The sequence below is a fragment of the Bacteroidota bacterium genome, assembly GCA_039714315.1.
Taxonomy (GTDB): domain Bacteria; phylum Bacteroidota; class Bacteroidia; order Flavobacteriales; family JADGDT01; genus JADGDT01.
In genome coordinates this window covers 1-12,164 of sequence record JBDLJM010000097.1, presented here as the reverse complement: position 1 = coordinate 12,164, position 12,164 = coordinate 1, and the positions used below count along the sequence as shown (strand labels likewise).

The 12,164-nt window shown below is 36.1% G+C and carries 14 protein-coding genes; 5 read left to right on the top strand and 9 right to left on the bottom strand.

The window, feature by feature from the left end:
- Positions 1-532: 532 nt before the first annotated feature.
- The 3 genes from ABFR62_09950 to ABFR62_09940 are packed head-to-tail and all read right to left on the bottom strand — an operon-like array spanning position 533 to position 2,404.
- Positions 533-1,366, bottom strand: coding sequence for a TPM domain-containing protein (locus ABFR62_09950; protein MEN8138741.1), 834 nt, complete (start codon positions 1,364-1,366; stop codon positions 533-535).
- 10 nt (positions 1,367-1,376) lie between these two features.
- A complete protein-coding gene (locus tag ABFR62_09945) occupies positions 1,377-1,811 on the bottom strand; it encodes a TPM domain-containing protein (GenBank protein ID MEN8138740.1) in 435 nt (144 codons plus the stop codon).
- A 2-nt stretch (positions 1,812-1,813) separates the two neighbouring features.
- Positions 1,814-2,404, bottom strand: coding sequence for a LemA family protein (locus tag ABFR62_09940; protein ID MEN8138739.1), 591 nt, complete (start codon positions 2,402-2,404; stop codon positions 1,814-1,816).
- 457 nt (positions 2,405-2,861) lie between these two features.
- Between ABFR62_09940 and ABFR62_09935 the strand changes: the two genes are divergently transcribed.
- Complete coding sequence (locus ABFR62_09935) at positions 2,862-3,245, top strand: desulfoferrodoxin family protein (protein ID MEN8138738.1); 384 nt, start codon at positions 2,862-2,864, stop codon at positions 3,243-3,245.
- 142 nt (positions 3,246-3,387) lie between these two features.
- Here ABFR62_09935 and ABFR62_09930 read toward each other — a convergent pair whose 3' ends face one another.
- A complete protein-coding gene (locus ABFR62_09930) occupies positions 3,388-5,091 on the bottom strand; it encodes a C69 family dipeptidase (protein MEN8138737.1) in 1,704 nt (567 codons plus the stop codon).
- Between the two features lie 276 nt (positions 5,092-5,367).
- Here ABFR62_09930 and ABFR62_09925 point away from each other — a divergent pair, with 276 nt between their 5' ends.
- From ABFR62_09925 to ABFR62_09910, 4 genes are all read left to right on the top strand, one after another.
- Positions 5,368-5,760, top strand: coding sequence for a hypothetical protein (locus ABFR62_09925; protein ID MEN8138736.1), 393 nt, complete (start codon positions 5,368-5,370; stop codon positions 5,758-5,760).
- Positions 5,761-5,842: 82 nt separating this feature from the next.
- Positions 5,843-6,574, top strand: a complete 732-nt coding sequence (locus ABFR62_09920; protein ID MEN8138735.1) for a porin family protein — start codon at positions 5,843-5,845, stop codon at positions 6,572-6,574.
- Between the two features lie 190 nt (positions 6,575-6,764).
- Positions 6,765-7,472 (top strand): DUF4136 domain-containing protein, encoded by a 708-nt coding sequence (locus tag ABFR62_09915; GenBank protein ID MEN8138734.1) that lies wholly within the window; start codon positions 6,765-6,767, stop codon positions 7,470-7,472.
- A 13-nt stretch (positions 7,473-7,485) separates the two neighbouring features.
- Positions 7,486-8,121, top strand: coding sequence for an outer membrane beta-barrel protein (locus tag ABFR62_09910; GenBank protein ID MEN8138733.1), 636 nt, complete (start codon positions 7,486-7,488; stop codon positions 8,119-8,121).
- 238 nt (positions 8,122-8,359) lie between these two features.
- Here the strand turns inward: ABFR62_09910 and menC are convergent, their stop codons facing one another.
- The 5 genes from menC to ABFR62_09885 all read right to left on the bottom strand — a co-directional run.
- Positions 8,360-9,397: an o-succinylbenzoate synthase gene (gene menC, locus ABFR62_09905; GenBank protein MEN8138732.1), complete on the bottom strand. Its 1,038-nt coding sequence runs from the start codon at positions 9,395-9,397 to the stop codon at positions 8,360-8,362.
- Between the two features lie 156 nt (positions 9,398-9,553).
- On the bottom strand, positions 9,554-10,549 hold the full coding sequence (gene obgE / locus ABFR62_09900; protein MEN8138731.1) for a GTPase ObgE: 996 nt from the start codon (positions 10,547-10,549) through the stop codon (positions 9,554-9,556).
- 155 nt (positions 10,550-10,704) lie between these two features.
- Positions 10,705-11,277, bottom strand: coding sequence for an adenylate kinase (locus tag ABFR62_09895; GenBank protein ID MEN8138730.1), 573 nt, complete (start codon positions 11,275-11,277; stop codon positions 10,705-10,707).
- Between the two features lie 32 nt (positions 11,278-11,309).
- Positions 11,310-11,849 carry a hypoxanthine phosphoribosyltransferase gene (gene hpt / locus ABFR62_09890; protein MEN8138729.1) on the bottom strand — a complete coding sequence of 180 codons (540 nt, stop codon included), beginning with the start codon at positions 11,847-11,849 and terminating at the stop codon, positions 11,310-11,312.
- 95 nt (positions 11,850-11,944) lie between these two features.
- A partial coding sequence (locus ABFR62_09885) for a hypothetical protein (GenBank protein ID MEN8138728.1) occupies positions 11,945-12,164 on the bottom strand: 220 nt, incomplete at its 5' end.

The window sequence follows — 12,164 nt, the reverse complement described above, 5'->3', positions numbered from 1 at the left end:
CACAATTTGAGCAATAAAGTGTCTAAAATGAGCATAGCGTAATACCAGTTGTGATTTAAATTTACTGGAAAGAAAATTGGGTTTATTTTGTTCATAGTAGTAATACCAAATAAACATCAAAATGCCCATATCATTCTTTATCCCTGCCTGACGGCAGGCAGGTAATCCAGTTATACTTTATTAAAAATTATTTAGTTCACGAACTTTGTTTTTATGTGTGTTCATGAATCTTCGATTTCCGTAGCTCTGCTATGCAAAGAATTTTTAATTATTCACGAATAATAATTTTATAAGTGTTCATGAATCGCTTCGCTTATTTCATCTAACAGAATTACATTTCGAATTATAATGAGCATTTTGAAATTCAATTGGTATAAAGAATTAAACGAAGCGAATCACGAAGACCTGCTATGCAAGAAATTTTAAATTTGTGAAAAAGAATTATATTTCAATTGCGATAGCAATCATGAAATCTTAAAAAAATAAATACACTTGAATAAATCTAACAGAGCATTCTGAAATTCATTTGGTATTACCAGCTCCCACCGGCACCGCCGCCCCCAAAGGAACCACCGCCAAAGCCGCCAAAACCACCGAAGCCGCCTCCGCCACTTCCAAATCCGCCGCCAAAGCCTCTCGAAAATCCGCTATGTGTATAGGTTGAACTCCTTCTGCGTTCCAGAGCCGAAAGTATCGACCATGCCGCCCAAAAACCTATGTTGTGTTTATGCGAGTACGATCTGGTCCTGTTAACTTTCGTGAAAATAAAGAAGAATATTATCAGTAAAATAAATCCGAAAATAAATAATCCGGAAAAATCATCTTCCCCGTAGTTTGTCTGATCATCAAATGAAAACTCTCCCGAGGCCAGTCCCATTAATATATTTGATGCCTCGTCTATCCCTCCGTAATAATCGTTCTTCTGAAAATGAGGTATCAATACATTTTCAACAATCCGCTTCGAAATAGCATCGGGAATTGCACCTTCCAAACCATATCCTACTGCTATAAAAGTATGTCTTCTGCCTTCGCCTGTAGCTTTAACTAAAAGTACTATACCATTATCGAATTTTTCCTGACCTACACCCCACTTCTCTCCAATATCGAACGAAAATGTAGCCGGATCCATCCCACATAAATCACTCACAGTAATAACCACGATCTGATTTGATGTGGAGTCGTTAAATGCTACTAATTTTTTTTCAAGTTCCAACTCCTGCTGCTCCCCTATGATATCCGAAAAATCATTTACCAATTTTGGAGGAACCGGTCTCTTAGGAAAACAGTTATCTTCCTGTGCACTTAAACTCAGGAACATACCTAATAAAACAATTAAGGAAAATATTTTTTTTACAGACAGGTTCATAGTTCACATTTTAATCACCAAACGAAATTTCATCATCCAATTCATTTACATCTCTCTCATCATAAGGAAAATACTTTTTCAAAGCTTCCCCGGCCATCAAAATCCCCCTCTCGAGAGCTTCTGCTATCTTGTCCTGCTGAAGCCAAATCTTCATCTCGTCTTTTATCTCATCCCAAAAAGTTTCAGAAGTAACATCATTTATTCCTTTGTCACCAACAATGGCATATTTATGCTCATCAATAGCCATGTAAAACAGAACCCCGTTTTTTAGCTCTGTTTTATCCATCTCTAAATCACAAAACAAAATCCCGGCCTTTTCATAAACATCCACTTCACTTTTCGAATCAATATGAACACGAATTTCTCCTGATGTATTTTTTTCGGCAGAAATTATTGCGTCAACTATTCGCTTTTTCTCCTCCTCGTTAAACCTATTCTTTGGCATAATTAAAATTTTACTTCCGGCGCTTTTTCGGCACCTTCACTGGCTTCGAAATATTCCTTCTTCTCAAAACCTAAGAACATATTAACTACATTATTAGGAAATCTTCTGATTGTTTTATTATACACCTCCACGGTCTCGTTGTATTTCCTGCGCTCAACAGCTATCCTGTTTTCTGTTCCTTCGAGCTGTGCCTGTAATTCAAGAAAATTCTGATTAGCTTTAAGGTCGGGATATTTCTCTACAACAACCATTAACTTCGACAATGCTCCGGATAAATTATCCTGGGCAGCCTGAAACTGCTTCATATCACCGGGCTTCATGTTCGACGGATCAATTTTTACACTTGTAGCTTCCGATCTGGCTTTAATCACAGCTTCGAGTGTCTCCTTTTCGTGTGCAGCATATCCTTTTACGGTATTTACTAGGTTTGGTATCAAATCAGCCCTGCGCTGATATACATTTTCTACGTTCGACCACTGTGAATTTACACCCTCTTCCAGCTCAACCATATTGTTGTAAATTCCGGACCCCCACATAAATGCAACTATTACTAAACCAATAATTGCCAAAATGATTATTGTACCCTTTTTCATAATCCTTACTTCTTGATTTACTGCAAGTTACATATTTTACGCCACAGAATTAGTATTTTTTCCTCCTTTGTAATTATAGCGGATTTTATTTTCTGCAATAAGCCGGATTAATGAAATTACAAATAAGAATTGGCCAGTTTAACGGGCTCTCCGCTATACTCCTCACTAATAAAGCTTTTCGCAATAGCACTGCGGTGGCTCCCGGGGTCGCCTCCTCATTTGCTTTGCTCAATAGCTTTATTACTTCCGGGGTATCGCTACTATCCCTACTGGAATTTGATGCGAAGAAATATCATATCAGCAACTCATAACTAAAATAGAAAGCATTTATATCATAATCAAAACTATCGATTAGCTTTATAAATATATCAATGTAAAATCAGGCATATTTGTATAACAAAAGTTTAGAAAGCTTTTCGTAATTTTAAGAAAGATTAAAACTAAAAAATATACTGCGATGAAAATTAACAGATATGTAGACATTTCTACAGTAGACAAAGAGGCAAAAAAGGATTACATCGACCGTCACTCAGCATTTGTTCATCCTCAGGGAGAGGCAAAAAAAGGTGAGAAATTCAAAGTGAAAGTAAAAGTTGGTGATGAATATATGCACCCTGATGATTTTGACCATTATATCGCATGGGTACAACTTTGGGATGGCGAAGTTCAATTGGCTCAGGCTACAATGAATGCAGGTGCACTGGGAAATGCTCCAAGCCAGCTGGAAGTAGATTTCTACGTAGTGCCTACAAAAAGTAAAATGAAATTAACTGCTCATGCATATTGTACAAAGCACGGTCTTTGGGAATCTGAGGAGGTTATAGTTGAAGTTAGTAAATAGTTAGTGCAATAATAGATAGTAAGTTTGGGAATTTAAAAGCATCAGAATTATTTTCTGGTGCTTTTTTATTAGCTTTTAAATTCTAAAAAAAACACCTTTATCGGGATCGATAAAGGTGCTTATAATTAATGTTCTATATATCTTAATGTGCTGCGGCCGGCATTTTTAGTTTCTTTCCGGCATCTTCAACAACTCTTTTTCTCCATTCTTCCGAATATCCCGGAAAATTCGGTGATGCAGGGTATCCATATTCGTTAAGTTTAAACGAGCCGTTTTCCTCCTTCTTTACATTCCCGTCCAAATACTTCACTAATAGATATTTATCAAGATCTTTCCATGCGGCAACCATTTTCTCGGCATTATCAACAGAAAAATCACTCAAATATTCAACTGCCAGTTCCGGATTGCTTTTATAAAGCTCACTTGCAGCCTTATCAATAGCCGGAACCAACTGTACAAACTTGCTTTCAAGCCTATTTTGTTCCTTTCTGACATCCTCGATAATCAAATCGTAACGCATATAAGCAAAATTCGTTACTCTGTTAAAAGTCCAAAAAGCAGAGGTTTCAGAATACTCAACCATACTTCCGTTTCCAACCTGCATTGATGGAGCTATCTTTGTAGAAGACGTATAAACCGGAGTGTAAACTGTACTGTATGTATCATCCAGTCCAAACCAGATTATTCCACCTACAGCATCAGGCAACCACGATCTTGACTGAGTTACAAACGAAAATCCTGTTTGCTGTGTAGAAATTGCTCTCTCGTTACAATATTTTTCTCCGTCATACTCCCATGTCAGCCCTCTCCAACGATAAGGAAGCTTCGATGGTCCTGCACCAATATCAGCAGTCATATCCATTGGAGTACCTTCGAAATGATCTCTCATTAACTCCATTACATCCTGTACAGAAAGTTTATCCTTAACTTTTATCCAAAGTGGCATTCTCTTTTTCTCGATATCCCCCATTACATAATCCTCGTACTTATCCATCTTCTCATCAACTTTTAAGAAAGCCGAATAAACTCTGGCATCACAAAAACGTGCTGCTCCAAAATCAAGTGGTGCATAAGCAGCCGAAAAATCAAAATCTTTATCCTTTCCTTCGTAGTAACCTTGTTTTTTTGCAAATGAAATTACGTCATGCGAATAAATATTTTCAACTTTTTTATCATAAAGCCTGTCAAACTCGTCACAGGAAATAGATTTCTTTCCTCCCTGAGGAAATGTAGTTATACGAGCCTGGTTGGCATGCCCCGAAATATATCCTTCAGGAATTTTTCTCGCAACCCACACAGCACCTTTCTCCTTCATTCCCTTAGAGATCATCTCTAATATCCAAACTTCATTTTTATCGGAAATAGAGAATGATTCTCCTGTACTGTAATATCCGTACTTTTCAACTAAATCAGACATTACCTTAATTGCCTCTCTTGCATTTTTGGCACGCTGAAGGGTTATATATATCAAACTTCCGTAATCAATGATAGCTGTACTGTCTTTTAGCTCACTTCTACCCGTAAATGTAGTTTCGCCTATTGCAACCTGATGCTCATTCATATTACCCACTACATTATAGGTATGGGCTACTTGTTCAATTTTACCCAAAAATTTACTGGTATCCCACTCGTACACATCCAGCATTGTTCCGGTACTCCAATCGGCAGCAGGCCAATGGTACAGTTCGCCATATAATACATGGGCATCTGCAGCATAAGTGATCATAGTTGAACCATCTTTTGATGCCCCTTTCGAAACTAAAATATTAGTACATGCCTGCGATTCTATCGAAAACACAAGAGAAAGCACAAATACTGCTTTCCATATTTTATTAAATATCTTCATATTAATTATAATTGTTAAAGTGCGTATTTAAAACAATAATTTAAATTGTTCATTTTGAATGCACAAAAATATAAAAACATACAACTCTAAGGTTATATTTAGGATAAATTTGAAAGCCTGTTTGTAATTATTTCACTATATTTATACGTATTAAAGTATTTTTAATAAATTATTTAGATGATAATAATTTATAACTCTCTATCTAAAATTACACTCAAAAAAGTTAGGACCCGTATACCTCTTGTAAAATAATTGTCAACTTAAATATATAGCACTATGGTGGAAGATAATCTTTTCGAGCAACCACACAAAGAACACCTTCTTTGGAAACAGGACTTATTAAAAACTGACAAAGAAGTAAAAGAACTGGTTGATTCACTCTCTTCAATTGTTGACGGCAGCAGCTTGGACAAAAGCCAGGCCAAATCGGTAGAACATCTCCAAAATTCATTTATCCGTCAAAAACAAGTCATTAACAATATTCTGGCACGAGTAAAAGTATTAGACAAAAATATGTCAAGGTTTTGGAAAGAACGACACGAACTTAGAGCCGTATCATTGACCAGACATTCGAACATAAAAGACGAAATGGTACAATTCGATAAGCTATATGATGAATTAAGAAGCGAGTTTGATGAATTTATTGAAAAAATAGGATTTAAGCCTTAGCCACAAAAAACAATAAAGTAGCTGAAAAAATTCCGAATAACAATTCTTTCAGCTACTTCAATTATCCCTTTTATAAATAACTATGAGGAAAATTTTACTTCTCCTGTTGATATTTTTTAGTATTCAGGCTAAATCTCAGGTATTAATAGCTTTATTATTTGGTGATAAACTAAACCAACCGGGTATTGAATTCGGTTTGGAGGGCGGATTTAACTGGTCCACAATGTCAGGATTAGAAACAGATTCTTATCTGAGATCCTGGAATCTTGGGTTTTATTTCGACTTCAAGATGAAAAATCAATGGCATTTATACACAGGAGTGTTGGTAAAAGCAAAAAAAGGTATTGGTAACCTTAGCAAAGGTGATTTATCAGTGTTAAACGCTTCACTACACACCAGTATTAATGGCAGTCCAATAGAAGGGGATTACAATCAAACATTAAACTACTTTCTGGTTCCTGCTTTGGCCAGATATTATTTCAAACATAATATTTACGCAGAGCTCGGTCCGCAATTCGGACTATTACATAGAGGATGGATTGAATTTAACTCAGATATTAAAGGTATGGATGCTACTGTTAAAGAATATAACGGGGAGCTAATCAATAAATTCGATATGGGATTAATGGGCGGTATAGGGTATAAAACTCTTGGAGGCACGGGATGGTCGTATGGCGTTAAATATTATTACGGTTTTATTGATGTATACAAAGATATTCCTAAAACAAAAAACAGCTCTATTTTCATAAAAGTAAACATTCCGATAGGTATCGGAGATAAGGAAAAAGCAGAAGAAGACCTCTCAACTTTCTAAATAATACATCACCCCAAATAAACACCTCTCCCTTAGCGATTTACGGTAGTAATTTCTTATAATAACGATAATTGTTTTATATTTACTAAACCAATATAGAATTAGTTGTCAAACTACTATCATACAGCCTGTATGCATAATATTTGAGCAATAAATTGATAACTATTTGTTTAATAATTACTAACAATTTATGCGAAAAAGATTTATAATTTTTGGAATAGCACTTGCTTCGATGACTACAAGTTGTTACGGTCCGGATAACACAATTTACACCGAAGACCTTGACGTGATATATTCACAAAAAAAAGAAGGTTATGACTTTAACACCGGAGAGCATGGCAATAAAAAGGAACTATACGCACTGTCGGATACCGTAAGTTATATAGATTCTAAGGGAGACCCTTACAAAATACCTGATGAAGATGGGAATGGCCACGAAAATTTATCGGTTGAAGAGGCTGTGAAAATGATTGGAGCTGTAAGATCAAATATGAACAATCTTGGCTGGAGGGAATTTACAGACGATATTTCAAACCCACCAACAGAGGAAGATATCGATGATTTAAAAGCCCTGGTATTGATGAACATCGTGACAAGCAAAACAACTTATGTAGGCGGAGGATATTACCCAGGATACCCCGGATGGGGATGGGGATACCCCTGGTATGGATGGTCGCCATGGATACCATACTACTATAGTTATTCTTTAGGTTCAGTTATTGTAACTATGGTAGAGCCATTAGATCCATCGGATAGCAGAACTACCGACGATGTAAATTCACAATTGATATGGGAAACAGTTCTAAGTGGATTTATTAGAAATGGAATTGAAATCGATTATATCGTAGGAGGTATAGATCAGGGTTTTGACCAATCATCGGAATATTTACAGAGATAATAAGCATTTGAACATGAAAAAAATATTAATCATAACAATAATATTCTTTGGCGGAATATTTACTGCCAATGCTCAGTACAACTCGTTTTGGAGTATCAATTGGCAAATGAGTCAGGGAACTGGTACAGTTAGCGAATATATCGGAGAATTTAACTCTCGTGGTTTTGAAATAGAGGGAAGGTACTTTATTAATCCTAAAATAGCTATTGGAGGAAAATTTGCATGGTCCGGTCTTTACGAACAAAAAGAAAGAGATACCTATAAGTACAATGAAAACTTATCCGTGAATTCTGTACAACGCAGATACTTATACAGTATGCCATTAATGGTTAATGCAGCATGGTTCCCAATGGAATACGATCAGGAAAATAAATTATACCCCTATTTAAGCTTAGGAGTTGGTACCGTATGGACAGAACAGGAAACCGACAATGGTTTATATTATACGAATAAAGACCAATGGTCGTTTGCTGTTAATCCTGAAATTGGACTAATTATTAAAATAATGGATAATTTAGGTCTAAACCTAAAAGCCGGATATACCTGGGGAACTTTCAAATCTATGGAAGGAAGTGTAGACGGTAAACTTCCAACTATCGAAGACTATGGTATGTTAAATTACTCTGTAGGGATGACATTTATGTACTAAGAATTATATATAAGTCATTTCATATGTATATAATTTAATGTTTTGGTCATATGGTATCCCCATTATATTCATCCAGTTTGGTGTAAACCCGGTGTTCATGGGGATTTCATATGTATATAATTTAATATTTCGGTCATATGTTATCCCCATTTATATTCATCACACTTGGTCTCGGCTAAGCCGAGATGGGGATTTCATTTAAGCGAAATGACCTTTTCTTTTTACAAACATCAAGCTGTTAAAACTCAGGCAACTTCCAGTCTGTATCAGAATTATAGCCAAGCTTACCATTTTCCACAACCAGAGGCGAATCAAAATTATTGGTAAAGAGAGAACCGGTTCCCAGACCTTGCGGCAGGGTATTGTTTAATGTATATGTCCACTGGGCAATAGCATTTAATCCAATATTACTCTCCAGTGCCGATGTTATCCACCACGATATTCCATATTTTTCTGCAAGTTCAATCCATTCCGAAGATCCTTTTATACCCCCTGCCAAACTGGGTTTGAGAATTATGTACTGTGGTTTTATAGTTTTAAGTAATCGTTCTTTTTCTATAATATCAATAACTCCTATTAACTCCTCATCCAAGGCTATATCAAGAGGTGAAGACACACATAATTTTGCCATTTCTTCAACCTGTCCCTGCTTTATTGGCTGTTCTATAGAGTGGATATCATAATCAGACAGGTTTTTAAGTTTTTCAAGTGCATCTTCGGGCGAAAAAGCTCCGTTAGCATCTACCCTAAGCTCAATTTCTTTAGCCGTAAATTGCTTTCTGATCTTCTTAATTAAAGTTAATTCATGCTCAAAATCAATTGCACCGATCTTCATTTTAATGCAATTAAAACCATCTTCAAGCTTTTTCTCAATTTGTTGGAGCATAAATTTTGAATCGCCCATCCAAATTAGTCCGTTGATATTGATTGAGTCATGCCCTGCGGTAAACTCCGAAGGAAATAATTCCATTGGCCTATTTGCACGTAGATCAAGAAACGCCATCTCTATTCCAAATTGAATAGAGGGATATTTTTTAAATACATCTAACAGCTTTTCTTCTCCTAAATTGATATTTTCGCAAAGCCATTGCAGCTTTTGCTCATAATCGGGCTTATCATCATAACTTAAACCCCTAAATACCGAACATTCACCAATACCCGTTCTTTCCCCATCATCTATCCTAATGAAAAAAGTTTCTTTTTTTTTCAATACTCCCCGCGAAGTACCGGCGGGCATCTTAAAATCCAGATTATATTTTAGGTAATGTGCTTTGATGGCTTTACTCTCTTTTATCCTTTATCTTTCCTGCCTGACTGAGTCACGCAGGCAGGTATCTTTTTTCCTTTATCTTTTCTCTTTTCTCTTTTCTCCTTTATCTTCCCTTCTTCAAACTTCCGTCTCCCAACTTCTATCTTCCGTATACTTTAGACTTTAACCGTTCAACTGTTCCCAAAGCATATCTTTCAATTCAGTCAGGCCGCTTTGTGCCACAGACGATATAAAAACAGTTTTTATATCTTCCGGCAAATCAGCTTTCATTTCTTCAATCAACTCATCATCAAGCATATCTGCTTTTGAAATTGCCAAAATTCTTTGCTTATCCAATAATTCCGGATTAAACTTCCTTAATTCGTTAAGCAGAATTTCATATTCTTTTTTAATATCAATTGCATCAGCAGGCACCAAAAATAATAATGACGAATTCCTTTCAATATGTCTTAAAAATCTATGCCCGATTCCTTTTCCTTCGGCAGCACCTTCAATTATCCCCGGAATATCGGCCATAATAAAAGATCTGTGATTTCTATATTTTACTATCCCCAGGTTTGGAGTTAATGTAGTAAATTCATAATCGGCAATCTTAGGTTTTGCGGCACTGACTACCGACAACAACGTTGACTTACCTGCATTAGGAAATCCAACCAATCCAACATCAGCCAAAACTTTTAACTCAAGAATACGCCATGCTTCAGAACCGGGGAGACCGGATTGAGCAAATCGCGGAGTTTGATTTGTTGAAGATTTAAAGTGAACATTACCCATACCGCCTTTTCCTCCTTCAAGCAAAACACCTTCCTGCCCGTCTTCTGTTACTTCGAACATAAACTCACCTGTTTCTCCATCCTTGATAATAGTTCCCAAAGGCACTTCTAAAATAAGGTCCTCACCCTGGGATCCTGTCGACTGACTAGGACCTCCACTAGCTCCGTGTCCGGCTTTTACATGTTTTTTGAACCTGAACTCAAGTAAGGTCCAAAGGTTTTTATTACCCCTTACAATAACATGTCCTCCTCTACCACCGTCACCTCCGTCGGGTCCTCCTTTGGCAGTAAGTCTATCTCTATATAAATGAGCTGAACCTGCTCCACCACGACCGGATCGGCAGTTTACTTTTACATAATCGACGAATTGTGAACGTTGAGCCATTACTTAATATTTATGCGGTTAACTGCCTGCCTTGTTGGCGAGACAGGTTTATCTGCTTTATTGCGTAATAAAAACAGTATAAGTGTATTATAAAAAATCCCGGATATATTATCCGGGACAAAATTATCTATTTTTTTACAAATAGTAACTATATATTAAAGAGTATCAACAACCGAGTATAATCTTTCGGCAATTTCTTCGATAGTACCGATTCCGTCTACTCCGAAATATTTATTTTGCGCACTGTAAAAATCTTTCAAAATTGCTGTTTTATCATAGTACTCACTAATTCTGTTTCTGATAATTGATTCATCAGCATCATCAGCTCTACCACTGTCTTTCCCTCTTAAAAGAAGACGTTGAACCAGTACCTCATCCTCTACTTCCAGAGCCAACATTGCAGATATATTCATATCTTTCGATGCAATGAATACATCCAACGCTTCTGCCTGTGGAGTTGTACGGGGAAAACCGTCAAAAATAAAGCCTTTAGCCTCAGGATGATTATCTACAACATCTTTCAACATATCAATAGTTACTTCATCAGGAACCAATTGTCCTTTATCCATAAAGGATTTTGCCAAAATCCCCAGCTCTGTTGATTCTTTAATGTTTTTTCTAAAAACATCTCCGGTTGAAATATGAACCAGATTGTATTTTGATATAAGATTTTCGGCCTGTGTTCCTTTACCGGCCCCCGGAGGTCCAAATAATACTAGATTGATCATTTATATATTTTATGTTATTAATATTTGCAGAACTATTCCTTTAGCTGGTAAATATGCGGTAAATTCCTTCCCCAACCATCATAATCAAGTCCATAACCGACGATGAATTTATTTTCAATTTCTATCCCCACATAATCAATCTTATGATCCTTCTTATAGGCTTCAGGTTTATAAAATAAGGTTACTATTTTCAGTGCTTTTAACTCCTTGTCTTCGAAAATATCAATTAACTTTTCAAGAGTATTTCCGGTATCTACTATATCTTCCAGAATCACAACTGTTCTTCCTTTCAAATCTTCATTTATCCCCAATAAAGTCTTTACTTCTCCCGTAGTACCCGTTCCAACATACGACGCCATCTTCACAAAAGATACTTCACAGTTGTATTTATACTGACGTACAAAATCAGCTACAACTAAAAACGAGCCATTTAAAACTCCAATAAATAAGGGATTCTCATCTCCTATTTCTGTTTCAACTTCCTTAACCAAACGTTCGATAGCCCCTGAAATTTCATCTTTATGAATAAAAATTTCAAAAGTTTTATCGTGTAATGTTACTTCATTCTTCATCCTTAAAATCCTTCTTTAGAGATCAAAATACTTAGCTCAAAAAACAAAAAAGCAAATATATACAATCATTTTATTCTACTAAATTGAATATCATATTATTTAAAAGCTTTTTTAAAGTGTCCCCAGGCTTTTGAAATTTCAGAAGAAAAATGTCCCAGCTTATCCGCTGATTGATCTTTTAAATTCTCAGCATCGTCTATCATAGACTCAATCCCTTTATTAATTCTCTCCTTCTTTTCGTCCCACTCTTCCTTTTGCTCATCGATTTCGTGATCGAACTTAGTCTTCAGGATAAAAAATGTATCATTAATATCG

Coding starts and splice junctions, on each gene's coding strand:
- hpt (MEN8138729.1), bottom strand. CDS start 11,849: ATGAAGAATGAAGTAACATTACACGATAAAACTTTTGAAATTTTTATT.
- ABFR62_09920 (MEN8138735.1), top strand. CDS start 5,843: ATGAGGAAAATTTTACTTCTCCTGTTGATATTTTTTAGTATTCAGGCT.
- ABFR62_09945 (MEN8138740.1), bottom strand. CDS start 1,811: ATGCCAAAGAATAGGTTTAACGAGGAGGAGAAAAAGCGAATAGTTGAC.
- ABFR62_09895 (MEN8138730.1), bottom strand. CDS start 11,277: ATGATCAATCTAGTATTATTTGGACCTCCGGGGGCCGGTAAAGGAACA.
- ABFR62_09950 (MEN8138741.1), bottom strand. CDS start 1,366: ATGAACCTGTCTGTAAAAAAAATATTTTCCTTAATTGTTTTATTAGGT.
- ABFR62_09940 (MEN8138739.1), bottom strand. CDS start 2,404: ATGAAAAAGGGTACAATAATCATTTTGGCAATTATTGGTTTAGTAATA.
- ABFR62_09935 (MEN8138738.1), top strand. CDS start 2,862: ATGAAAATTAACAGATATGTAGACATTTCTACAGTAGACAAAGAGGCA.
- obgE (MEN8138731.1), bottom strand. CDS start 10,549: ATGGCTCAACGTTCACAATTCGTCGATTATGTAAAAGTAAACTGCCGA.
- ABFR62_09930 (MEN8138737.1), bottom strand. CDS start 5,091: ATGAAGATATTTAATAAAATATGGAAAGCAGTATTTGTGCTTTCTCTT.
- ABFR62_09925 (MEN8138736.1), top strand. CDS start 5,368: ATGGTGGAAGATAATCTTTTCGAGCAACCACACAAAGAACACCTTCTT.
- ABFR62_09910 (MEN8138733.1), top strand. CDS start 7,486: ATGAAAAAAATATTAATCATAACAATAATATTCTTTGGCGGAATATTT.
- ABFR62_09915 (MEN8138734.1), top strand. CDS start 6,765: ATGCGAAAAAGATTTATAATTTTTGGAATAGCACTTGCTTCGATGACT.